Source organism: Planococcus sp. TJ-307 (assembly GCF_058268435.1).
Genome location: NZ_JBZDOJ010000008.1, coordinates 1 through 23,535 on the forward strand (window position 1 = coordinate 1; position 23,535 = coordinate 23,535).

The 23,535-nt window shown below is 42.2% G+C and carries 18 protein-coding genes; 10 read left to right on the top strand and 8 right to left on the bottom strand.

Annotation, left to right across the window (positions count from 1 at the left end; all coding sequences use genetic code 11):
• Positions 1-652 precede the first annotated feature (652 nt).
• From AC4EHK_RS17950 to AC4EHK_RS17960, 3 genes are all read right to left on the bottom strand, one after another.
• Positions 653-2,728: a phospholipase D-like domain-containing protein gene (locus AC4EHK_RS17950; RefSeq protein ID WP_490980099.1), complete on the bottom strand. Its 2,076-nt coding sequence runs from the start codon at positions 2,726-2,728 to the stop codon at positions 653-655.
• Between the two features lie 962 nt (positions 2,729-3,690).
• Positions 3,691-5,130 carry a DNA primase family protein gene (locus AC4EHK_RS17955; RefSeq protein WP_490980100.1) on the bottom strand — a complete coding sequence of 480 codons (1,440 nt, stop codon included), beginning with the start codon at positions 5,128-5,130 and terminating at the stop codon, positions 3,691-3,693.
• A 298-nt stretch (positions 5,131-5,428) separates the two neighbouring features.
• On the bottom strand, positions 5,429-5,644 hold the full coding sequence (locus AC4EHK_RS17960) for a helix-turn-helix domain-containing protein (protein ID WP_490980101.1): 216 nt from the start codon (positions 5,642-5,644) through the stop codon (positions 5,429-5,431).
• Between the two features lie 4,543 nt (positions 5,645-10,187).
• Between AC4EHK_RS17960 and AC4EHK_RS17965 the strand changes: the two genes are divergently transcribed.
• Both AC4EHK_RS17965 and AC4EHK_RS17970 read left to right on the top strand, forming a co-directional pair.
• Positions 10,188-10,352 carry a hypothetical protein gene (locus AC4EHK_RS17965; RefSeq protein WP_490980102.1) on the top strand — a complete coding sequence of 55 codons (165 nt, stop codon included), beginning with the start codon at positions 10,188-10,190 and terminating at the stop codon, positions 10,350-10,352.
• Between the two features lie 600 nt (positions 10,353-10,952).
• Positions 10,953-11,075, top strand: coding sequence for a hypothetical protein (locus AC4EHK_RS17970; protein WP_490980103.1), 123 nt, complete (start codon positions 10,953-10,955; stop codon positions 11,073-11,075).
• Between the two features lie 937 nt (positions 11,076-12,012).
• Here the strand turns inward: AC4EHK_RS17970 and AC4EHK_RS17975 are convergent.
• Positions 12,013-12,153 (bottom strand): hypothetical protein, encoded by a 141-nt coding sequence (locus AC4EHK_RS17975; protein ID WP_490980104.1) that lies wholly within the window; start codon positions 12,151-12,153, stop codon positions 12,013-12,015.
• A gap of 425 nt (positions 12,154-12,578) precedes the next feature.
• Between AC4EHK_RS17975 and AC4EHK_RS17980 the strand changes: the two genes are divergently transcribed.
• Positions 12,579-13,691, top strand: a complete 1,113-nt coding sequence (locus AC4EHK_RS17980) for an AAA family ATPase (protein ID WP_490980105.1) — start codon at positions 12,579-12,581, stop codon at positions 13,689-13,691.
• A gap of 460 nt (positions 13,692-14,151) precedes the next feature.
• Here AC4EHK_RS17980 and AC4EHK_RS17985 read toward each other — a convergent pair whose 3' ends face one another.
• Together AC4EHK_RS17985 and AC4EHK_RS17990 are read right to left on the bottom strand one after the other, a co-directional pair.
• Entirely contained in the window at positions 14,152-14,340 is a 189-nt protein-coding gene (locus AC4EHK_RS17985; RefSeq protein ID WP_490980106.1) for a hypothetical protein, read from the bottom strand.
• A gap of 732 nt (positions 14,341-15,072) precedes the next feature.
• Positions 15,073-15,528, bottom strand: coding sequence for a hypothetical protein (locus AC4EHK_RS17990; protein ID WP_490980107.1), 456 nt, complete (start codon positions 15,526-15,528; stop codon positions 15,073-15,075).
• Between the two features lie 1,101 nt (positions 15,529-16,629).
• Between AC4EHK_RS17990 and AC4EHK_RS17995 the strand changes: the two genes are divergently transcribed.
• The 5 genes from AC4EHK_RS17995 (at position 16,630) to AC4EHK_RS18015 (ending at position 21,320) form a co-directional block, all read left to right on the top strand.
• Positions 16,630-17,484: a ParA family protein gene (locus AC4EHK_RS17995; protein ID WP_490980108.1), complete on the top strand. Its 855-nt coding sequence runs from the start codon at positions 16,630-16,632 to the stop codon at positions 17,482-17,484.
• Positions 17,477-17,824 (top strand): DUF5388 domain-containing protein, encoded by a 348-nt coding sequence (locus AC4EHK_RS18000; RefSeq protein WP_490980109.1) that lies wholly within the window; start codon positions 17,477-17,479, stop codon positions 17,822-17,824. Before AC4EHK_RS17995 ends, AC4EHK_RS18000 begins: the two co-directional genes overlap by 8 nt.
• Before the next feature lie 459 nt (positions 17,825-18,283).
• Positions 18,284-19,795, top strand: coding sequence for a primase C-terminal domain-containing protein (locus tag AC4EHK_RS18005; RefSeq protein WP_490980110.1), 1,512 nt, complete (start codon positions 18,284-18,286; stop codon positions 19,793-19,795).
• A gap of 150 nt (positions 19,796-19,945) precedes the next feature.
• Complete coding sequence (locus tag AC4EHK_RS18010; protein WP_490980111.1) at positions 19,946-20,788, top strand: site-specific integrase; 843 nt, start codon at positions 19,946-19,948, stop codon at positions 20,786-20,788.
• Between the two features lie 145 nt (positions 20,789-20,933).
• Positions 20,934-21,320: a replication initiation protein gene (locus tag AC4EHK_RS18015; RefSeq protein WP_490980112.1), complete on the top strand. Its 387-nt coding sequence runs from the start codon at positions 20,934-20,936 to the stop codon at positions 21,318-21,320.
• 307 nt (positions 21,321-21,627) lie between these two features.
• Here the strand turns inward: AC4EHK_RS18015 and AC4EHK_RS18020 are convergent, their stop codons facing one another.
• Together AC4EHK_RS18020 and AC4EHK_RS18025 are read right to left on the bottom strand one after the other, a co-directional pair.
• Complete coding sequence (locus AC4EHK_RS18020) at positions 21,628-21,861, bottom strand: DUF3953 domain-containing protein (RefSeq protein ID WP_490980113.1); 234 nt, start codon at positions 21,859-21,861, stop codon at positions 21,628-21,630.
• A 44-nt stretch (positions 21,862-21,905) separates the two neighbouring features.
• Complete coding sequence (locus AC4EHK_RS18025; protein WP_490980114.1) at positions 21,906-22,109, bottom strand: hypothetical protein; 204 nt, start codon at positions 22,107-22,109, stop codon at positions 21,906-21,908.
• Positions 22,110-22,577: 468 nt separating this feature from the next.
• Here AC4EHK_RS18025 and AC4EHK_RS18030 point away from each other — a divergent pair, with 468 nt between their 5' ends.
• Positions 22,578-22,829 (top strand): hypothetical protein, encoded by a 252-nt coding sequence (locus tag AC4EHK_RS18030; RefSeq protein WP_490980115.1) that lies wholly within the window; start codon positions 22,578-22,580, stop codon positions 22,827-22,829.
• Between the two features lie 118 nt (positions 22,830-22,947).
• On the top strand, positions 22,948-23,373 hold the full coding sequence (locus AC4EHK_RS18035) for a hypothetical protein (RefSeq protein ID WP_490980116.1): 426 nt from the start codon (positions 22,948-22,950) through the stop codon (positions 23,371-23,373).
• Positions 23,374-23,535 lie beyond the last annotated feature (162 nt).

Genomic DNA, 23,535 nt, shown 5'->3' on the forward strand with positions numbered 1-23,535 from the left:
AAATTATTAAATTCCGTGGGCTTTGATTTATTGTATAGATTGACTACTATATTAACATTCATTACTGCTCAACGAAATAAACTACACTATATAGCCCCTCCAATAATCCGTTCGTAAAAGTACACCTTTACGAACGGTTGAAAGGTAACTTTTTAATGAAGCCCGTTAGCCTGAAAGTGTGTCCTTTACGAATACCTAAAGGCAACCTTTTTAGTGTCACTCCATTCACACAATGACAAACCCTTTGCCTACGCGGTTTCGACTGTCCATATCGGCCCTTAAAAGTAACTTTTTTAATGAAGCCCTGTAACCCGAAAATGTGGCCTTTCCGAATACCTAAAGGTAACCTTTTTAGTGCCACCCCACAGGGGTCTGTCTTTTTATTTGCTGCGATATAACATTCGGGTACTTTTAAAACCAGTAAGGTCTGGTGGTGATCATCAGCGCTTCTTTCGGAAAATTTCCTCTTTTTTCTTCTACTTAATCATAAGGCCACAGCAACATTGAAAAGGCTTAACTTCATACAAAGGTGTCAAATAAAGAATAGGTGCAAGAGCAATTCACACATAATAAGTCATCCTTATTAAAAGGTTTTCAAAGTGGAATTCGGTTCAAGAGGTTTAAGAAAATACCCATCCGCTTGAGATACAATTTACTTAAACATTTTCTGGAAAAAGCTTTGCTTGAAATGCTTGTCAAACTCAATGAATTCTTTAAAATGGTCTTTGTTAAGCACGAGCACCGAACTGTCTTCCTGAATGCATTGCGGCGGCAAGTAATTGACAATCAAGTTGGAGCTCCCTGAAATATTGACCGATAGTTCCTCCGTCCGCACCAGCACGGTATTGTCTTTTCGGAAATCAAATGAATTGGCATTGCTTCTGTATAATTCCTGCCAAATTAGTTTGCCACGCTCATAATAATCATTGAATTTATTCTCAGGAAACCAGTCTGGAAGAGCTACATCAAATTCGGCGTAGTATTCCTTGAAGAGGTCTCGGGCAATCCTCAAGAAATCACTTGTCGAGTAGAAAGGCTCTCCGTATTGGATCTTCTCTCCTAAACGCGCCGTGAAATCCTGAAAAAGGGAAGCATTGACCTCGCTCATAATTGCCCCTAAATGAGCGCTCGATTCAGCGAGTTTGTCTTTATCAAAGGTATTATCAATTTGCAGATAATACATGCGCGATATCGCTTGAGCACTCATCCCGATGCCGGTCGCGTTGGTTGTGCCTATGAGTACGGGATGCTGACAGGATAAGTTATTGTTGATATTTTTGATCAGCTGCTCCCCCTTATCGGTCGCTTTGCTGTTGAAGAACTTCTCATCGATTTCATCAATCACAATGGGGTTTAGGTTATCCGAATGAAATAAATCATACAAGACGTTCCGGCTGCTGACCTGTTCATAGGAAAAGTAAGGGTGCGTGTTGCCCAAGAGCATGCCGATAAATTCCAGTGCCGTTGTCTTTCCTGACATTGTCCGCCCGGCAATCATCAAAAAAGGGGGAATGTTTCTTCGCACGTTTTCTCGGCCTTCTTCGTTCACGTAGTGGTCCCGCATTTTCCAAATGTGAGCGGATACGAATGCATAAAGAATTGCCTCGAAAATCTTGGATTGATTCTGCTTATTGTCTTGCACGGTGAATAACCGATAGGTATCCAGAAACTGATCGATCAGCTGAAACTGTTTTTTTAATTCTTCCCGATTTACGATGCGTTTTGAAAAGGGAACGAGCATGTCGCCTTCGCTTTCCCCCTCTTGCGTGACAGGTACATAAAGCCGGTGGTTCATTGGATTATAAATCAGATGAAACCGGGAATCGATTTTTGCGGTTTTTTTGCTGACATGTGAGAATTTATTCTTAATCGTGACGGTCTTTTTCTGCAGTTCTTTTACGGTAAGCAGCCGCCGCTGTCCAGAATTCCGGCTTTTCTTGGTGATGACTTCAATCAAACGCTGGAATTCGACAATTTTTTCTTTCTCCTTTCCGGCTTTTTCCTGTTCCGATTGAATTTCTTCTAAATGAGTCTCTGTGAACTCAACGGCTAACCGCCCTTCTTTGACTTCATCAATCAGAATCTCCTTCATCAGTTTCGGATCTGCGATGTTAATCGGTTCGAACAACAGAGATGATTTCACTTTTGCGGGTATGTAATCCACTGTTTCTTCATAAATATTTTCAAAGCGTGTTAAATAAAGGTCATAGTAAGGAGAATCATCATACACAAGCAGTTCTTCGTATTGTCGCTGATTACTGAAAGCGGTCACAGTGAAGTTTGCAGATCCGATCATTACGCGGGTGCCGCCAGGGCCTTTGAGCAAATAAATTTTGGAATGAATGGGCGTTCCTTTTTTCGAGAACCGGATTTCGAACCGGTCTTGCAGGATTTGTTGTCGAATGTCTTCCGGAAGTGATTGAATATAGGAGACCCTCGCTTCTATATCCAGCAGTTCACCTATCCCCTTTACGAATCCCCCTGCTACGTGGCCATCCTCAATTCCGAGAATCAACTGCACAGATTGAAAACCCCGAACGGTCTTGAAAAAGAAGTTGTGGGAAGCTACGAATGAGATGGCTTTCAATTCTTTATAAGCCGTGCTGTCAAAGAGCTGGTCCATCGTTCTCTTTTTCACTTCCCCATCATGGATAACGTGTAAGAAATTCGTTTTGCTGCCTTTCACTTCTTCTTCTGTAAATAAGTTCAGCTGATTTTGTTCTTCCATCTTTACATTGCCTCCCATTCGCTTCTTTTTGGGTCGAGTCACAAGCTTTCCGGACTTCCTCCATCTCCCTATGTAAACTAAACGAAAAGAAAGACCCCCGAATCGAAATTAGGAAGGTCTTTCTTTTTGATCCGCACACATTGCCACAAGTAAAACACCTGTGCCTGCCAGCATAAGATTCGTTTACTTCTGCAACGATATGCAATCGCCTTTGAAGGGTTTCATTATAACATTTATCTGAATATTTTGTCTATAATAAGTGCTCCAGAACAATTGTTGTCCCAACAAGGAACAAAGGTACAACGAAGCACTTCAACCAACTAGGAGCGGCAGCGGCAACGTAGACCGACCCGTCCGACGAACTGCAGAGCGCTCCAATCAAGTAGCAACATTACATCAATACTATAGTATGGATACACATTTAGTTTATGCAATGATATGCGGCATCGTGACGCCGTCCTAGTCACATCAAAAAGACTGGGCGTGCAGCGGGTAGACGGCCTTGTTTGAACCGCGCCAGACACCCAATCCGGTTTGTGCCGCCTGTACCGTCTTTTTTGAACAACTTTCTCTATATATGAATTATGGGTTAATTGCATTTTTATAAGACTCTGAAAAAAATGACGGTACAAACGGTACAGAATACAAATAGATGTCATAAAAACTTGGTACAACTGCAATAGTCTCGTACCGCTTTTAACTGTGAAAGGTGGTACAAAGGCGGCACAAACTTGGGGAAAGCAGTACAACGAAACCCGTGCGTTTGAATATGACGGGTTCCTATCTCCATTTGTACTGCTATTTTTCTCAATTATACCGTTCTTGTACCGCCTAAATCGCAGAGAGCGGTACATCCCAAGCTCCCAACCGTTTACTCTGTTAATACCGCAACGATTTCCCTTTCTACAAAAAAAGAACTAAAGAATTGATAACGTCAGTTGCCTTGCTCATATGTCTTTATTTTATTTCCGTTCGAATCCTCGGTACATTGGTTTGCGTATAAATGTACGTCTCATTACTGGATTATCTCCAGCATACGACGGATTAATCCATTCGCTAATCTTACCGTCTCGCCCTTTCAGATCAAGACCATATTCTGTGATAAGTGGCTCGTCGCCGTCCATACGTCCGTTGTCACCGCGCGTTTTGGTGTCCTTATTATCCGGGATTGTCCACTTGTTACCCTGTGCTACTGTAATAGTAGTCAGTTGGCTTGTGAACTTTCTTTTAGAGATGGTTGAACCGCTTGGATTGTTCTGTTCAGACCATTTTACAAACAGGTCGTATAGGAATTGCGTTGGCAGTAAGTCCCAAACAAATTGATCTTGCAACTGGTTCCAGAATTCTAATACCGGGTGGTTGTTTTCTCTGTACTCGTCCATCAATTTGGCCGAACGTGCTGGTATGATGTATTCGACAAAGTCCATGTTCAATGTTTTGTGTAGCACGTATTCTAGAACTTCGTCACGGGCGATATAATCGTCCTTGATATACTTGCGCTCTCCATTATTCGTGAAGGATTTCATGAACGGTACAAGGATCAATCGTCTGTACCATGAATCCGATTTGTCTTTCGTCTTCGGCAATCCGTTCATCATTTGCAGGTTAGCGGTGTGAAGCTGAACCGAACGCGGCTTTTCGTACTTGATATTGATATTGATGTCATCACCCGTGATGCTGGCTTTGTAGTCTTTGACCGAATCGACAAATACGTCCACATCGTTCTCATCGCAAATGTTCGCCGCGGTACCAATCAGGGTTGATTTCAAGTATTCATGTTTGTAGTCTGTGACGCTCAACGACGAGTAGTTCCCTTTGCCGAGCAGGTTCTTGATTAGCTGACCGACCGTTCCTTTACCATTGTTTCCTTTTTCGGAGTAAAACCAAATGCTTTTACCTCGCGAATGGTTCGGCTGCATGCAGTCAGCAATGACCTGCCAGATTAATGTGGCAGTATCCGCGTCGTTGTCCGATATGTCAGTAATCCAGCTCTCGACGTCCCATTTAAAACCGTCAGGCGCTGTGAGTACCGGATTTGTCAGGCTCTCTGTGTAATTAACCGGAATCTTCGTAAGTGTTACGTAGTCTGGGTGGAACGCTTGCAGTTTACCCGTCTTGTTGTCATAGATGCCGTTCTTAACTGCGAACAGGTTACGTTTCAATGTGATTTTAACCGATGGTACGCTTCGCGTGATTTTGTCCAGCACGTCTTCCATGTCCTTCTTCTTGAACTTCGGCGATATACGCTCCATCCGTTCAAACGGTACTTTGGTGCCGATTTTGTAAATCCCTTTTGTAGGGTCGTACATCGCCAGGATTACATTGTCCTCGTCTTCCGTCATTTGGATATTTCGGAACGTGTACAGCGACATCATCAAAACGGCTGTGTCTTCAAACTCCAATTTATCGGGTAAGCGTTTCTTGCCGAATTTGACTGCTAAGTTCGCATTCTCGATGTCTGCGATTTTCGCAGCGAGTGCGCCTTTACCCAGGGTAAGTAAGAAATTATCGTTCGCGATTCCAGGGTCGGCAATCGTAGCGATATACTTCTCAAGATATTCGGGGACACTGATGTTGGTGGGTGGCTGTAATAGGGTGATGTTTCCGTTTGCGGTGCTCGCAACGATTGTGGGGGTTGTGATGTCTGTGTGATCGATAGTAGTTGTGCTCATAATTGGCTCACTCCCTGTTCTGTAGTTTTTATTCGTCTTTGTCTTTTTTCGGTATAAGCGATGGGATTTCGGATATTAGTCTATCCGTCTGGTAATAAGCCAGAAGTTTGTATAAGTCGTAAGCGGAGAGTGCTCGCTCGCCTCGCTCCCATGAATAAACGGTGCGTTCTGCAACTCCCATGTGTTCAGCTACTTGGTGTACGCTTAACCCGCGAACCTTTCGCAAAGAAGCTAGTGTCGCCATGTTCGTCACCCTTTCTATATCCGTACATATAAGGTATTTACTTCTCAACCTTAAATTAATTATACCATATAATTACCTTTTTGTACACTTAAAGTGTATATTTTATAGGTTATTCTGGCCTCTTATTTCGTTGCGACTCTTGTATCTGCAGATTTCATCTTTTTAGAGGATGCCCCGCACTTGTTTATTCAATTTTCTGAAAGGCAACCTTTTTTGTGCGGCACTATTTACGCAATGCCAACCCCTTTACCTGCGCGATTTCGACTGTCCGCCTCGGTACCTGAAAGGTAACCTTTTTTGTGCGGCTCCATTCACGCAATGTCACCCCCTTTACCTGCGTGGTTTCGACTTTCCGTCTCGATTACCTGAAAGATCCCCTTTTTACTGTAGCCCGTCGGTCCAAAGCGAAACCTTTACGGACGGTGCTTTCACTTGTTCAAGACGCTGCGAAAGGTACCCTTTTAAATGCACAACATCATGAAAGGTAACTTCTAAACCACTACTTCGTCAGCCTGATACGAGATCCTTGAATGGTGGTCCAATTTTTTTAACCTTGTCATCCAGAAGACGGAGCGGCTGAAAAGTTGTGACATGATTGGTATCACCGACGAAGATAGGCAAGACCGGCAAGTCCAAGACGGTCTAAAAAGTAATCTTTTGCATTTAAAAAGTTACTTCTCGCGTAAAAAAGGTTACCTTTCGGGTGTAGATGTAATCTATCAGAACCCTATGCCTCCAGGGCTTGGTGGTAAGCTTGAGTGATGACGGTAAAAAGGTTACCTTTCTTAATGTTTGTAAAAATACACTTATAAAGTCAAAAAAGAAAGAAGCTAAATTCACTTCTTTCCTTCCGATGGGTTTTGATACGTTAACTTATATTTATTTAGATAAGAGTTCAAAGTCTAGATTTTCGTAAAGCTAATAGAATCAAACGGCAGAAATTCTTCAGCTTCGATTATCAAGGCGGTTAACTCATTTTCAGTCGTCTTTTCATGACCTTCGCCTTTCGCCCAACCAACGGCTTCCCCATTCTTGATCTGGTGCTTTTCTTACGCGTCACTTCTTCCCCTTCTATTGCTATTATAAGAGCATGCCTCTCGTACTGAACTAGTTGAGCTAGAACAACTGGTTCCTCCTTTCTATCACTCCGATCATCAAGAACGAACGACTTTCATTCAATTATCCAGATGTTCACTAACTATTCCATCGGCAACCGGTTCATGCCTGAAGGATCCTGGTAGATGATGTCGATTTAATTCCTAAATGATACCAATATATTTGTGGCTTTCCTTGCAATCCTTTGCTGCTTTAGATTAGTAGAAAAAGAATCGTTGCAGTCTAATAAAATGCTTTGTCATGGGATTATGATTCCATTAAATTTTCCTTTTTCTGAAACCCAAAAATTCCTTTTTGAATCAAAGCTGGATCAGTACACTGAACTTCTCACACTTTGAGACACTTGCGTACACGAACATGTTCCGGTCAGACATATAAATGAACGCCAATTCCGGTCAGTTACTGGGCAGGTTACGCACAAGAATCCGGTGATAAGACGAGATTCAGTGCCCTTTTCCAAGCCAAAAGGCTAGTGGGATTTGCTGGCTGAAAATAGAGTGAAATTGGGCTTGTCATACGCGCCTCTTATGCTCTTTCCCCCAGTGAGTCCCCACTCACGGTCGCCCCGTCCTCTCGCCGCGAAATCCAGTTATACCAACGACTCACACCACCTTGACGGAAAACAGACCCACTCACGGTGTCACGATGCCTCCCCGCAAAGCCGCGCCACTACAGGACTGGCCACCGTGAGTCGCCTCCTAAAATTATTCGCAGCGTATGACACCGTGAGTCCCCCTCAATAAGCCTTTTTTGATGCTTGCCGCGGCGAAATATCGGGGCGAGATACATGGGCGCAACCAGGGGCGGAAGTTGTTCAGTATTGGTTTTCCATGCAATAACTGAGGAACGTTACCAGGCAATCATGCTGAATGTTTCTCTCCCAGCAATCTGTCGTAACAAGGTATGTAAGACAAATAAAAATAGTATGGACGGAGTCCAAATGCATCTCTAATAATCAAATCGTCTACGTACGTAATACACGCTCCGGTATTTCATGAACGGGAGCGGTACGTGGGCAGGACTCTATGCTCCATTTCGTTCGATCGCTGTGGCTTTCGCCTCGGCAGACAGTTGCGTGTGCTTATCGGAGCGCAACGTATAAGCATTTTTGCGCTTGATGCCTAGATTTATTACATAAAGCGTGTTTTATCGGCGGTTGCGCTGAGTTTTTCGAACCTGGTGCTGTTTCGAACTTGATCGATCTGGTATTTCGGGCAACCAAGCGCCGCGGTCTGTTATCCAAAAAAGCACCGATGCCTTGTGGCTACCGACAGAGGCGGTTAATCAAGAGGCTGTCGCAGCGATTTTCGCTAGCGCCTAACTTGTGGCATCGGCAGCTTTTGTCCTTAAATGGGCATATCGTGGTCCTTCAATCAGTCACAGCGTATGAACTCTATCTAACACGGCTTGCACACGCCAAGTATCATCGCCGACTTCGCTTAAACATGCACGCCGCGTTACGTCTGTGCGTTTCCGATGCGACATGTCGTGCACATACATACTGTGTTTAGGCAATGTTCACACCATAAATACGAAACGATGCACAAAATGCGCACGGTGCGTCAACCAAAAGCGACACGCTGTGCACGCGCTGGTACTTGCTATCGAATACGCACGTCATGCAAATCAAAAGCGTCATACCGTGTGAGTCTAAGGCGACGCGTTGTGCACACAACTTATCGTAACCACGCTACGGCAACTAAAGGCGACATGGCATGCACAGAAAACGCGTACGCCATGCACACGCTCTCAGCAAGCAAACAATCGGTACGTCATGCGGCATGAGATGCGCATTGCATGTTGCACCGAGACGACACGGCGTGCACACGTTATAAACCTGGACGTGAACTTACGCGCCAGTGCGTATAAACTGCACACCAACCGCGCATGAGCTGCACAGAAAAACGACACGTCATGCACGCGCAATGGAAGCCGCTATATATGCACCCTGTGACACATAACATGCACATCAATTGCACATGCTGTGTGGGCTGCGGGCGACACACCGTGCACACGGCGTTATCAATAAGTCATAAAATGTGGAATCGCAGCTAAAGTCGTCATGCTGTCACGCACAAAGACGACACGTTGTGCACACAAAGTACGCACAGCAAACACATCACGTGCTCACGATACGATGCTTGTCATGCACACCCGACGCACCTCCGTTTGGGTCCCGCTCCGCAGTTGGCCGCAAAACGGTACAAAAGATCAGTTCCAGTACCCCGCCCCCGGTGCCAATGTGGCACAATTGGGGGCGAATATGTTGTCATACAGTCGCGACGAAAAACCGAGGGCAACATATTCGAAGAATGCTTTAACACCGCGGTGCATCCGAGCCCGAATATGCCGCGTACTCGAGTAGTAAGCGTCGAGTACGTCAACTAGGTCAAAAGAGGGACGACGGGGCTGTCATACAGTCATCCTCCAAAAAGGGGGTATGTCATTTTTCGAAACGTTGATACACCGCGGCTTTTCAGGGGTAAACCCCGCGACGGGGTGTAGAACCAAGTTTAAGAGAAAGGTCACGAGCCTTACAGAACACTGAATAATCGGCCCCTCAAAGCAAGCGGGCGGGCTGTGCACATCATTTGGGCAAAGAGCATAAGGGACGCGTATGACAAAGGTCGTTTCACTCCTTTTTATCAGTCAGCAAAGCTGACCGCGTTCCTCACTGTGTCGCGCTGCTCCTGGCCCCTTCGGGGTGCTCATTCGGGCGGAGTCCTGACTTATTTGTGCGGGGCTGTCCGCCGACCGTATTTTTAAACCAGACAAAAAAGAGACGCCACTCGGAGCGCATCCCGTGTATTCACATGCTAATTTCGGTTGCTTTCTTAGGACACGTCAACATTCAAAAACCCCGCCTAAAGTTCCCGCTCGTAAATCCTGGGAAACTGGCATTTGATCTCCTTCCACTCCATTTTATTTACATGCCCGAATCAACCTACCAGTATGCACGCCACACCAACCAAAAACGTCAAGCAGTGCACAGAAAAAACGGACTGCTTATACGCGTGTTTAAAACCTTGGACATCGATAGGGCATGTGACACGAAATGTGCATCGGAGATGACATGCTGTGCACACGGTTTAAACTGCTGGAATCAAGCACAAGAGCGGATTGTTATCGGGCATATGCACGGATGTCTCTGACGCCTTGCTGGCCGATCTGCGGCCCATCATAAAAAAGGAATTGTTGATACCCCTTAATAGCCAAGGCAATGAAACCGTTCAGAATGCTCGAAACGAAAGAAATCAAAAAAGAGCAGAGAAAGCTTTGAGATCCGGTTCGAGGCTTCAAAAAAACGCGCAATTACCGGTCTTCGAGATCTCGGGCTCGTTCTCAAACAAATTCCTGCAAGTGATTAGCGAGAATACCTGGTAAACTTTTTCAGAAATTCACGCAATGCTAAACAGAAGGGATTCGTTTGAAACACATGGACACCGAAAACAGCAGAAACATCCGCGTCTTCCAGACCGAACGCGGCTTTCTCAACAAAGGACCCTCGGAGGAAGACACCATCCCGAAATACCTCGGCGTAACGCTATTTAAAGAACCGCGCCTGAAAAATTGGATAATATACTTGAAATAGAGCTCTCAGTAGCCCTTCACGGACTCGCAGAACATTTGACAAGCATAATTACAAGAGAATGAACCAAATGCCCTTAAAACGGACGACAGCGCGCAAATAGCCGGGACGTCGCGACTTTTCGGGCGTACTTATTTACATAGCTCCGGCGTGCCTAATACGAACTCTTGCTGTGACTCACTTTGTGTGCCCTGTGCCGTTACGCATCTTGTCTCTCCAGCGTGCCTACTGCAGCAGCCTCACAAAAAACTCAACTAATTGAAGGAATGACCACACCCGCACTTACGCCTGAAAAACAATTCGAGCGCCGAAGCGACACGCCTGATTGCGACGCGCATCATGGGCTGAACAATCCAGGATGTTGACTACCCGCCCAAACGGCGTGCCACGCGACGCCTATTTCAAAGACGCGAAACGTCTCGGCGATGCCGCAGATTATTCGTTTCATCCAGCCACATCAATTCGGGATGCGTTCTGGGTCATGGATACGCTCAGCAAAACCCGCAACGCCCGTTTCCTAATTGACTCCGACCGGAATGCGAATACACGGTCACGTCGAAGAACCTGTCGCAAAATGTCACAGGGATCGGCGCAAGCGTACCGATGGCCACGGTTCAGACAGCGCTTTACGTTATCACCCACGAACACCCCATCAACAGCGATGATCAAGCACGTCTATACCACAACTCAGCCGTGACTTCTACGACGCAGAAGAAAGCGTCATGACGTATGAAGAATTCGTCGGAGAAGGATTACGGATCGACCTTGACCAGTACTGAGCCTAATTCACACCGAAAGCATCGATGCGGGAGAACCTTCTTCTGTTGGGGCTCTTTTTTTCAGCTGGTCATCCCGATGCATATCCCCAAAAAATTCATAAGATACGCCGAGTGGTAGATTCGTTCTATCATTTCACCGATTTGTTCCTTTGTTCCTGTTTTAAACCAAGAAACTCTTTATACGGGACACACATGGATATATATGGGTGTTATTTTTATATATTTCTATATTAAAGTTTTTTCATTGTAGAAAAAGGAACATTCGACTGGTTTATGTTAAAATATTCCAGTTGATGAGAGCGTTTGTTCCTATTTGGCTATCTTTGACTAATGTACCCATAATGCTCCGATTTTGGCGAAAAACCGCAAAAACGACCCAAACGCCTGGAAAAAAGGAACATGGGATGCCGAATAGGAAAAAAAGCTGGAAAATAGGAATAATGCAGGAACAAATCCAGCCGTCAAAACCTGTGGAAAAAACCGATTAAACGACCCGTAAGTGCGTCGCAACTATGCACTAAACGTGTATGAATATTCGTTATTATGTATGCTTCGGGATGGTCAGTCAAGGTTGCAGGACAACAACAAGGCGACAAAAAAAGAAGCCGAGGGAAATGCGCCCCCTGCTCCTTGTGATTTGGTTGTCAAACATACGCGTCCAGGATGTACCGGGCTAAATCCAATGTCTTTGGCGGGTCTCTGCCCGTTTTACGGGATACGACCGAATGCGCGTCTGTGATTTGTTGCATGATGTCATAGACGACCGCCGCTTTTGTTTTCGCGCTTGCGTGAACGTCGCGGTAAGAAGGGTTCTGGAACAGGTACTCGATGAACTGCGGGAACGACTCTTTGAAGATCGTCTGGTCTTGCCCGCCGAACTGGGCTTACTTCGCTTGTCGTGCCTTTTCTTGTGCCTGTGAAATCAGGGCGCGTTCTGTCCATTTGTTTGCCTTCATGACTTCGGGCGCGGTGTTCCAGCTGTACAGCATTTCGTTGACCATTGTGTGATGGACTTCCCTTGCCATACGCGTTTTCGCTCCGGTAACCAGTTTAGTTTTTTTATTTTCGGGAACAGTAGCTTGAACCGGCTGTAATACGTGAGTTTCGGTGCGTATTCGTTGCCCAGCGGGTAGCGGTTTACGTGCCATTTCGAACGTTTCGCAAAGCTCTCTCACCTCAGCGTTTTCGAAACATAATTCAATGCAATCAGCATGAAACGTTGGTTTTGGTTAAACGCGCTTAATTCAGTTACTTCTTTATTTTAGTCTGTAAACACTTTTTTTGGGGGGCTCTCAAAAAATATAGTTGATAATTTTTTATTGAAGGAATTTGGCTTTATAAAATGCTGCTCACGATAAATATTTCAGCAAGGAAATAGTAGCATACAACAACAAGAAATATAGTGTTTCAATTCGTAGACGAAAGCAATTAATAATGAGGAGATTAGAGAATGACAGACCAAAAACAAGGAACAGTGATTACCTTTGGTAACCTCAAAGGCGGTACGGGAAAAACAACGAGCAGTGTGATGATCGCGTATGCGCTATCCGAAATGGGTTACAAGGTTTTGCTAAGCGACCAAGACCCCCAGGCGAATGCGTCCAACCTTTATTTGAAAACGAAGTCGGCCAGTACAGGCGAGAAATTAAGATTCAATAAAACGTTGATGGCCGCTATCGAAGATGAAGATTTAGCGTCTATTGTTTTTCCGGTTAAGGAAAATCTTTACTTACTGCCGAGCTTTACGGATTTTATCGATTATCCTGATTTCCTGTACGACAAATTTCCAACGAAGTCTGACCGTGTACAATATCTGGAAACGCTGTTGCGACCTCTCAAAAAAGAATACGATTTTCTAATTATTGATGTGCCACCCACAGCGTCACTCATTACCGATTCGGCGTTGTATGCGTCTGACTACGTTGTGGTCGTGTTGCAGACACAAGAACGCAGTCTCCACGGAGCTGAAGTATTTGTGAAATACCTACAGTCATTGGTCGATGACTATGGCGCAAGCTTAAATACCATCGGTATCTTGCCGGTGCTTATGAAGCACGATGGCCTTGTGGATTTGGCGACATTAGAAAGTGCGAAAGAATTATTTGGCGAAGAACATTTTTTCAGGAACGTTGTGAAAGAAATGGCGCGTTTAAAGCGATTCGCTACTACAGGGATAACGGATAATGACATGCACGACACAAGAGTTCATGAACTGTATAAGAATGTGGCTGCAGAGGTTATTTCGCGTTTAAATGCGCAACAGAAGATGGAACGTAACATATCCCAGCAAAGCTCTCCTGCTAACCAATTTAAGCCAGAGAATATGGAAACAAATTATAAAGAACCAGAAAAAAAACATTCTCTTAAGAAAGAACTGATATCAGATAAAACAACAACTACTTTTAGAAAAAAAATATCTCATCAAGATAAATTAAATGCTTTAGTCTTTTTGAATAAAGCAGATACCGCAGATGATTTGCGAGATTTTATGTTGGAAGATTATTTGCAGACGCATGTTACTGAAGATGAAAAAAAGAAATTTGATATATTGATGGAGTTGTGAAGACGAAAAGAACAAAAAGTCTGATCGGTCGTGTCAAGTTTTTTAAAAAAACGGCATATTTGTATATAAACTTATTCATTAGTGATTTAGGTTATGTCATTGAAATGGCTCGGTATTTATCAAAGAAAAAATTTAGAAAGGGCCGAGAATCACTTCTCAGCCCTTTTGTTTTGTACTATGAGGTTGTTTGAACTAAATTCTATTCTTCAGTTTTATGTATCACCTTCGTGTGAAAACCTCTTTATGTTTTTCATCACTAAATAATCACACATTGATTAACCTGACATACGATAGAACCGGGCTTTCTACGAAATGAACTCTTCTTTTGGGGTTCAACTCTGTACTTTTACAGAGACAGGTAGCAGTTAAGCAAGCCTGGAATTCCATCTCTCAAATATCTACCTTTGTTAGGTAGATATTTGTTGGGAAAGCACTAGGCTAATTTTCAAATCAGGAAACTTCACTCACCTACCGCACTAAAGAAATCTGTCATGTATTCAAATTGCTTTTGTTGCCGATCAGTCAATTTATTTGTTGTGCAATACTTTACAAGTTCTGAAATAACCGCATAACTTTTATTTTCATTCATGAACTTTCCAAGCACTCCAATTTGAATGTGAAGATCGTGCGCAACTTTAATGGATTTCATATTATTTTTTCCTCCAACCGACATTTTTTACGGGGCTGCTTTGACATTGGTTAGGGAATCGGAATTTTCGACTTACTCTCAACTGATGTGAAGGGCACAGTGTTTTCTATAGAAGTAGAATCTTTGCCCGCAGGCTCAGTCGGATTTGATGGTGCATTCTTGAATTTAAAATCGTTTTGGCTATTTATTACTACAGGTTTTGGTCTTTCAAGTGTATTGGCCGTGTTTTTTTCTTCATTAAAAGACCTTTTTTGAACTTTCTGATATCGACATTCTCAACCTGTTTCATTGATGATCTCTTTTTTAAAAATTATTTCTTACCTTTTATTTCGGCGTGCCTCTTGTATGCGCACACTTTACCTTAACAAAAGGTGAAAAAGTGAAATTTCACCTTATGAAAGGTAACCTTTTTTGTGCAACCCTTCCAACGTGAAGCCGAGCCCTTTACGCACGCGATTTGAGTTAACCTCACACAGACCGCGAAAGGTAACCTTTTTACCGCAGCCCTTTCACTCAATGCCGAGCCCTTTACCCGCGCGGTTTCGACTGTCCGCCTCGGCACCTGAAAGGTAACTTTTTAATGCAGCCTGTTACAGCTAATCTTTACGTGGTAAGCATGTCATCATGTTGGAATACCACAATGTCGTCATGTCAGCTTGCGAATAAAATAAAGCCCAACAAGAATTCCCTGTGTTCAGTAAGGAATCGTGTTGGGTCATTTATTCTGTGTCGTTATTTTTTATCGTCGTCTTCGTTGAAAAAGTCGGTCATGTATTCGAACTGCTTTTTCTGCCGATCCGTCAGTTCGCCTTTTACATAGTAATCGACGAGTGTCGAGAGAATTGCATAGGTCTTGTTCTCGTCCATAAACTTACCAAGCACCCCGATTTGTGTGTGTAGTTCATGCGGTACTTTAATGGATTTCACGATGTCATGCTTGCCAACAGCCGAATTCGCTTTCACGGCAGCCGGTTTGGCCTCGCTGACGGGCTTCGCCTTCGCTTTCGGTGCGACTTTAGGTGTCTTCTTGATTAACGGTGTAGGCGCCGGTTTTTCGTCAACGGTTTTCGTCCCGCTGTCGAACTTGAAGTCATTCGGACTGTTGATGATGACGGGCCGCGGCCGCTCCAGTGTGTTCGGCTTAACCTTCTTTTGAATCAATGGGCCTTTCTTGCTCCCTTCAGACACGGGCGTTCTCCCCCTCGAACCGATCCAGCTTCTCTTCCATCTCGTCGACAACATCCAAAAATGTACGATGCGACTTACGGTCGTGATGGTCGTCGTTTCTAATACCTGTGATATCCCATTATTTCAAACGCTCCAGGTGCTTAATGACGCTCTTAAATACATTGTCTTCCCCGAACATCTCCGTTGCCCGAATGACGGTGCTTTGGTCGACACGGCCCCCAGCGCGTAGCAAAAACCATTCGATGCAGCAGAAGGTCTTCACAAAAATTCAGTACGTGAATTAATATGCACTGTTTATTTAATCTAATTGAGACGAGGCTAGGAAATCACTCAGGACAAAATATAAGGTGAAAAAGACACGAAAAAACAAAAGGACCGCTCCTCTCGCTTTCTGTGAAACGCTCATGCTTCTATGATGCAGCGTACCAAATTCAAAATTTTCTAAGGGTCTTTCCTGGTTTCGCGTGACACCAAGGAATTCGGAGTCTCGACCTAACGAATCATGTCATACATGATCGTAGCTTTGGTCTGGGCGCTGGAACGTACCTTGTGATACCTTAAATTCGAGAACAATTACTCTATGGGATACGGAGCGAGAGACTCTTTGAAAAAATGTCTAGTACAAGTCTCATGTGCTCATCTTAGACCAATTGTAATTTCACTTTCATAAATTTAGTAGAATTTGCTTCAATATTTACATAGCATCGTTAAAGTATTCATTAAAATTTGATTATTATGTTTAATTTGTAGGTGTTCTTATGGAAATAATCAGTTAATCCATTATCACTATTGATAATAGGATTTTGAAAATCTTCCAGTGTATTGAGAAGGATTAGTTTTGCTTTTTAAACTACGTCTCCTAATTTTATTAGATTTCTTTCAATTACAAAGACAAAAACAAATATAATTATAAAATCTACAAGTAGATTAATCTACAAATCTACTTGTAGACGACTTGGTAAAAATTAATATTTGTCTGTTATTTCGTTGTATCTAGAGATTAACAATGTTAGATTAAAATTATCAGTTTTATCTAGTCATCTACAAATCTACAATTCGACATAACAATAGTTACCAGTTTTTAAACATGGAGGGATAAGAATGGCAAATTCGTGTACTATAGTTACATTTGGAAACTTTAAAGGTGGTACAGGCAAAACCACAAACAGTACAATGATTGCATATTGCCTAGCCAATATGGGTTATAAAGTATTGCTAAGTGATCAGGATCCGCAAGCAAATGCTACAAGCCTTTATTTACGAACAAAAACTCATTTAGAGGATGAAATCACAAGCTTTGAAAAGACTTTAATGTCTGCTATTCAAAGTGAGGATTTAGGTAGTATTGTTACACCAATTAAAGAAAATTTGTACTTGTTACCCAGCTTCAGCGATTTTGCACTATATCCAAAGTTTTTAGAGAAAAAGTTCCCTTCTGAAGTTGATCGAGTTCAATTCTTTTCTTCATTGCTCGAGCCCTTAAAGAAAGACTTTGATTTTATATTTATTGATGTACCTCCGACTTTTTCAATAATAACTGATTCGGCATTATATGCTTCGCAATATGTAGTTGTGGTTTTGCAAACACAAGAACGTAGTTTGCAAGGGGCCGAAGCATTTACGAAATATCTTCAAACATTAATAGATGACTACGATGCGGATTTAGACATTTTAGGTATATTGCCAGTTCTCTTAAAAAATCAGGCTGCAGTCGACACCTTAACTTTAGAAAATGCTAAGGAATTGTTTGGAGAACATAATCTATTTAAAGGTATTGTAAAGAATATGGAACGACTGAAGAGATTTGATATGACAGGAATCACTGAGGATGATATGCACGATCGAAATGTAATTTCCAATTACACAGGTGTTGCTAATGAATTTTTAGATAGATTAAAAGCTGTGACAGATCCATCAGATTTCCCTACTCCACGGGAGGCGAATGTAGATGTCTGATTTACTTAAAAGAAAACCTAAAAAGATTGAACGTAGCCAAACTTTAACTCCTAGAACAATTTTTTCTTCAAGTGATCTTCCAGAAGCAACTAAGGAAGAAATTCTTGAAAAAAAACCAGTTGTTAAAACTGCCCCACCCGTAGCAGAAAAAACCACTACCGTTCGTGTGAGTGTTGCAATGAAAAACAAGTTAAATGCTATGGTAACCTTGGGCATTGCCGATACAGTTGACCAGCTAACAGATGTTCTTATTGATGAGTACGTCTCGAATATTTTATCTAAGGATGAAAAGAAACAGTTAGAGATTATTCTCGATTTATATAAGAGTAAAAATAAATAACAAGTAGAGAGAAAATAGTTCATATTTTCTCTCTCTTTTTTTTAGATATTTACATAAAATCGTCTACAAGTAGATATGTAGACTTGTAGATTAATCTACAAGTAGATATGTAGATTTATAAATAAAGCTAGATGTAAATTTGTAGATTTGTAGATTAATCTACAAGTAGATATGTAGATTTTCTTTTTTTAATTAAGATGAAATCCCTTTGCAACAGAGTATTCTCTATATCTACAAATCTACAAATCTACTTGTAAATTTATAGATTTGTAGATTTGTAGATATATTTACAAGTAGATAAGTAAATATATCTACAAGTAGATTTGTAGATAAGTAGATATGTAGACTGATTAAGAAAACGCTTGAAAACCCTGTTGTATAAGGGGTTGCACTCTTCTATAATTTAGAACTAACTAGAAATTCTTATATAGTTAGCAGTATAGAAGGGGTGAGAAGAGCTTGGAAAAGATTTTAAGTATTATTGATACCGTACTGCATGAAGGCTTAACTACCTTAAAAAAAATCGGCTCTTCTGCCTCCCTTCCTCAAATCATTAATGAGCACAAGAAAACGCAGAAACATAAAAAAGGTGCAATCTCTGTAACCCGATCCAAAGAAGATCTATCTACACCTGGAGGTGTGAGAGGGTATGTGATTACCTCGAAAGAGACTCTCTTGGAGGATTCTGTTGAACTTTCGCATTGGACTCCCAATGTACACAACTACTTAGTGTATAGTGATATTGAAAAGCGGCATCTCAAGGGACACACCGAAAAGAACTTGCAGCAAATCAATACGTTCGTGGTCGACATCGACTCGAAGAAACAACCGTATACGGAAATCCTGACCGCTGCACTTGATCACAGCGTAGGTATCCCAACACTGGTCCTGGAGACGCCCAAAGGCTTCCAGGTCTATTTTGTGCTGGAAACGCCGCTGTTCATCAGCAACCAGAACGACTTCCGCGGACTGAAGGTGGCCAAACGCATTTCCGAGAACATCCGGCGCAGCTTGGCCAAGGTTTTGCAGGGAGTGGACCTCTCGTGCAATGACTTTGGCTTTTTCCGCATGCCCAACGAAGACAACGTTCGCTGGTTCTCCGAGCAGATGGTTTTCTCCATGCACAACCTGATTGCCTGGTCGAAACGGCAGGACGATGATCAGAACCGGGGGCTCTTTGTCGTGGAGTCGAAAGGGGAGGCAGTGGATCCGACACACGCCGAGTGGTTCCGGGAATTATTGGCCACCCGTCACGTCAAAGGAAGCGACGGACAAATCGGACGGGACAACTTGATGTATACGCTCGCCCTGGCTTGTTACAGTGCTGGAAAAGGGAAAGGGGAGACCCTGGATCTGCTGGATGAATACAATTCGTCCCTGGAAACGCCTGTGCGCCACAGCGAGGTCCAGAAAATTGTGAAGAGCGCCTATAAGGGGCGCTTCAAAGGCGCCAGCCAACTCTATATCCGGGAACTTCTAGAGGCTTGGCTTCCAGGAAAAGATATACCTGTCACGAATCACCTGGGAGGCTGGTACAAATTCAAGAAGGAACGGAAAGATCGCGTCCGCAGCCACTATGACGAGTGGGAAGGGGACTTGCTCGCCTACATCCAATCGGAAGCCAGTACGGTGCAGCCGATTATCTGGACCACGCAGAATGCTGTGTGTGAAGCGGTCGGCATGTCCCGCAGCACGTTCAACGAAGTGATCCGGAAATCCAAGAAACTGCTGATCAAACGAATTGGCAAAGGGCGCAGCGCACAGACCGGATTGACCTCTGTCGCCGTGCTTCTTCAGTGTGCCCTGGAATACAACCAGCAGCACCGTGCTTTGTACTACAATGCGGTCTCTTTAATGAATGGCTCACGCGAAAATGCAAGCGCCCTATGGGAACTTGAAAATCAACTGGCTTTGCTGACGAAGTTTCCTGAAAACCCGCCTATAACTGGAAAAAAATTCAATTCGTCGTAAGTGTCCAGTCTGCCAATACATATCTGTATACGTGTTCTTTTCTCTGTATGTTTTTTGGTTATGTAATTTCAGCTAGTTTAAGGAATTTCTTTTGGGGATCTTCTTTGACCTGTTAAACTAATTGTATCTAGAGAAGGGCAGAGGATGTAGATGCTGTATGGCTATGAAGAGTATCGATTAAAAGAAGGTATTTCTCCTGTTACGCTGGTGACCGAACTGAAACTGTTAAAGGCCTTTGTTCATTTTGTTAATCTGCGGAATGACAAGCAGCTGGAGCCTTATGAAATCAAACCCGCTGATGTTCGGGCGTTTTTGGATCAAGAAAAAAACAAGGGGTTAAAGGCAAGTACAATAAAGCGAAAAATGTACCATATCCGTCAGTATTTTCATTACTTGTGGAAGGTCGGGAAAGTACCGGTTGATTTTATGCCGAAATTTGAATATGCATTGGTGGTAGAGAAGGAGCTTGCCACCCTTTTCTATGAAGATTTCGCGAAAGAGAAGAAGAAAGTGCTGCAGCATTCGACCTTAGCGTTAAATGCGAAACTTTATTTTCTTTTCGCGATGGCTGGTTTCAGGATGCGGGAGATTGAACGGATACAAAGCAGGCATTTTCGTGATTTGGGTGATCGGGTCGAAATGAACTTTGTGACATCCCAAGATGTTTTTTGGCAGTTGATTTTTGAGGATCCCGCGGAAGTCTCGGTGATTGTGCAGGCGATGGAGCGAGCGCTTTTTCGTGAACATGATTACCTGGTTTCATCAGATAAAAAGTACGGGCCAGATTATGTCCGGAACAATATGAAAGATATCTATTCGGGTTTAACTGCATTGCTGCCAAAGCCGTTTAAGACGGAAGAGGTTCGAATGGCTTATATTTATGATCTGTATAAGGTCCAGGAGAGCTCTTTCGACGAAATGGTGCAGTTACTGGGGATTACATCTGCGTCGCTTACATCGGCTTTAAGGCTTGTTTTTGAGCGTTATAAGTAACTGCATATTTTATAAACAAAGTGTATGTTGGTGGAGTTACTTATTTGCTGGTAATTTATGTGATTAAGACAGGTTATTTTGGATTAGTGTCTTAATCTGAGAAAATATAGTTGGAAAAGAAGAAGTAAACGAAGGGGGTTCCGATTTGGAGTATGAGATTAATAGCAAAGAAAAATACACGATGGAAATTTACCAAGAAAATCCGCTCACTGAAGTGGAAAAGAAGATTATTTTTCTAGTGGCAGGTTTGGTAAATAAAACGGATCAAGAGGATAAAACCTATGAACTTCCCATCCGTGAGTTGTATTCTCTTCTTGAGTTGGAAGGGGTGACTAACCCGTTACAGTTTAAAGAAATACTAGAGGAGTTAATGTCTAAAGTAGTAGAAATTCCCCGTCAAGATGGAGGATGGTTGATGACGCATTGGATAGGAAGCATTACGTATCTAAAAGATACCGAAGCAATTCAATTTACGCTTTCACCAAAGCTAATCCCTTATTATTTGCAATTGAAAAGACATCTGTCCCTTTAAATTGGTGGCAGATGTCTTTTGTTTTTCTTTACTTACGATGAAAGCAGAACTCAGCAAAAATTGAAGTATTTAATTCTGTTTCATTGTAAATGTCGTCATTGCTGATGAAATTCTTGATCCCCAATGCTTCATCATCTAAAACTCAATTTCTTATCTTTGACCTGCCACAGTTTGTAAAAGATGTTTTTCTTTTCGAGTTTGTTTAGCTTCATAAGTTTCTTTTCGGTTTGTAATTAGAATTACTGTTACTTCTGAGAACTTGTGATATGTAAACTGGTTCACTTACTTTTAAAAGGACTGCTGGGCTTTAAGATGTTAAGAGCAGATCACCCGCAACGAATAAGATATAAGCTGCTACTAAAATTATAAGATAGGCGAATGCTTTTTTCTCTTTTCGAAGTTCTTTGATGCCCGTTATGAGTATCATCAAACCCATAGAAAGAACCATGAAGTGTTGATAATCAAAGTTCTGTGTCAGTATTCCAAAAAGAGCTAATCCGCCTGTAAGTACCGCAAACAAGATATGCAAAATCGTTAACACAAAACTCATCCTTCCTTTTTTCACTTTCCCATCGTTTTTGGCTCCTACCTTTTGCATTCAAACGAATAACTGGCGAAAAGAGCGCTATGTATTTCTAACTCGGTGTTCCCATCATTTTCTGAGCACTGTGTGCTTAAAGAGTCAATTTGTTTGGTATTAAAATAGCTGGAAGTAATAACTAGAACAAAAGCCAGCAAGAAAATGCCCATAACGATCAGCAATCCATTTTTCCCTTTTATTTTAGACATGTTTAATTCTCCTCATTTCTAATTTTTCACCACTTCATTCTTTCGTGTGTATCTTTTAAAAGCATAAACCAAAATTTTGGGCTGCTTATAAAAATAAAAGCCCTCTAACTGCTACAAACAATATAAAACCTGCAACAGCAATTAATAGCCATCCTGACATCTTTCTTTAAATTCTCTAGTTGCTATTACAAGCATTAAGAAAATCAGGATAACAGTGGCATAGTTTTGATAGTCATAAGAGTCTGTGGAAATCATGAAGATAGAAATTCCTATTGCAAGTGTAGCGAATAAAATCTGTAAAACTGTCAACAAAAGAGTTTCTCCATTCGTATATTTCCCCTTTAAAATCTATACTTACAAATATTCCCTATAATCTACTCTAAAGTATTTTCCGTAGAATTAAAAGTTCCAACCTGCCATCCTCGATAATTGATATACTAAAAATTAGGAGAAGAGGAGGTATTTGGAATGAACAAAAGGGAAACTGGAATTAGTTTTATTGCAATTGCAGCATTATTATTTTCTTCAAAGTATATGGCTGCAGCTATATTTGGGAGTAACGTTGTCTCGTGGGATGAAGAGTTGTTTAAAGCTATGCTTTCCTACATCGGAAACCCATTGAGTATAATGGGCTTCTTGTCTTTACTGATGGGGATTGTCTATATTGGTTGGGCAGAATACGAAGAGATAATTACTAAGAAAAAAGCTAATTCTTTGTAGAGTTAGAAACTCAAAAACTTTATGGAAATCATTAGGTTTTTAGCACACTTGAATGTAACTTAGGTGCAGTTAAGTTACATTCACAACCTATGAAAAACAATCGAGGAGCGTAAATAAAATGGCGAAAAAAAAGAAGAAAATGAAAAAAGAGAAAGAGATATTTTACGATTTTGATCCATATTTTTCAAAAAAAGCGAAAATGGAAATCAAAATCGATGAAGTTGGCGTTTCATTTGTCGGAAATTCGGAAGGATACCTTTCACTGTCCAGGTTCTTTAGCTATTTAGCAGAGGTCCATACGTCGATTAGAGAAGAATCTCCTCAACCAGAAGGAACAAATACGGTACAAGGATATGGAGCTTACCATTTCAAAGACTACGTGAGGGAAGAAAAAATTCAACAAGGGGACTACACCTTTAATCCCGGGCCCATTAGCAACTTAAAGCCCGAGAATCATGAACAAGATGTTTTGTTTTGGTTGTCGGATGTAACGGGGCCAGCTTTTTGGCAAGAAGATGAAGATGCGAAAAAGAAAGAAAAATAATACGCTTTGAAAGCAATAGAGAACGAGGGATCCGAATGTAACTTATTGTGAATTAAGTCACATTCAATTGTTGAACAGTAGGCACTTTATGAAAGGAGTCTTTATTCTTTGGGTAATATAAAATATGTACATTTATTCTCATTCTATTTCTTTAAAACCCTA

Coding starts and splice junctions, on each gene's coding strand:
- AC4EHK_RS17950 (WP_490980099.1), bottom strand. CDS start 2,728: ATGGAAGAACAAAATCAGCTGAACTTATTTACAGAAGAAGAAGTGAAA.
- AC4EHK_RS17960 (WP_490980101.1), bottom strand. CDS start 5,644: ATGGCGACACTAGCTTCTTTGCGAAAGGTTCGCGGGTTAAGCGTACAC.
- AC4EHK_RS17970 (WP_490980103.1), top strand. CDS start 10,953: ATGGCCACGGTTCAGACAGCGCTTTACGTTATCACCCACGAACACCCC.
- AC4EHK_RS17975 (WP_490980104.1), bottom strand. CDS start 12,153: ATGGCAAGGGAAGTCCATCACACAATGGTCAACGAAATGCTGTACAGC.
- AC4EHK_RS17980 (WP_490980105.1), top strand. CDS start 12,579: ATGACAGACCAAAAACAAGGAACAGTGATTACCTTTGGTAACCTCAAA.
- AC4EHK_RS17985 (WP_490980106.1), bottom strand. CDS start 14,340: ATGAAATCCATTAAAGTTGCGCACGATCTTCACATTCAAATTGGAGTG.
- AC4EHK_RS17995 (WP_490980108.1), top strand. CDS start 16,630: ATGGCAAATTCGTGTACTATAGTTACATTTGGAAACTTTAAAGGTGGT.
- AC4EHK_RS18000 (WP_490980109.1), top strand. CDS start 17,477: ATGTCTGATTTACTTAAAAGAAAACCTAAAAAGATTGAACGTAGCCAA.
- AC4EHK_RS18010 (WP_490980111.1), top strand. CDS start 19,946: ATGCTGTATGGCTATGAAGAGTATCGATTAAAAGAAGGTATTTCTCCT.
- AC4EHK_RS18025 (WP_490980114.1), bottom strand. CDS start 22,109: ATGTCTAAAATAAAAGGGAAAAATGGATTGCTGATCGTTATGGGCATT.
- AC4EHK_RS18030 (WP_490980115.1), top strand. CDS start 22,578: ATGAACAAAAGGGAAACTGGAATTAGTTTTATTGCAATTGCAGCATTA.
- AC4EHK_RS18035 (WP_490980116.1), top strand. CDS start 22,948: ATGGCGAAAAAAAAGAAGAAAATGAAAAAAGAGAAAGAGATATTTTAC.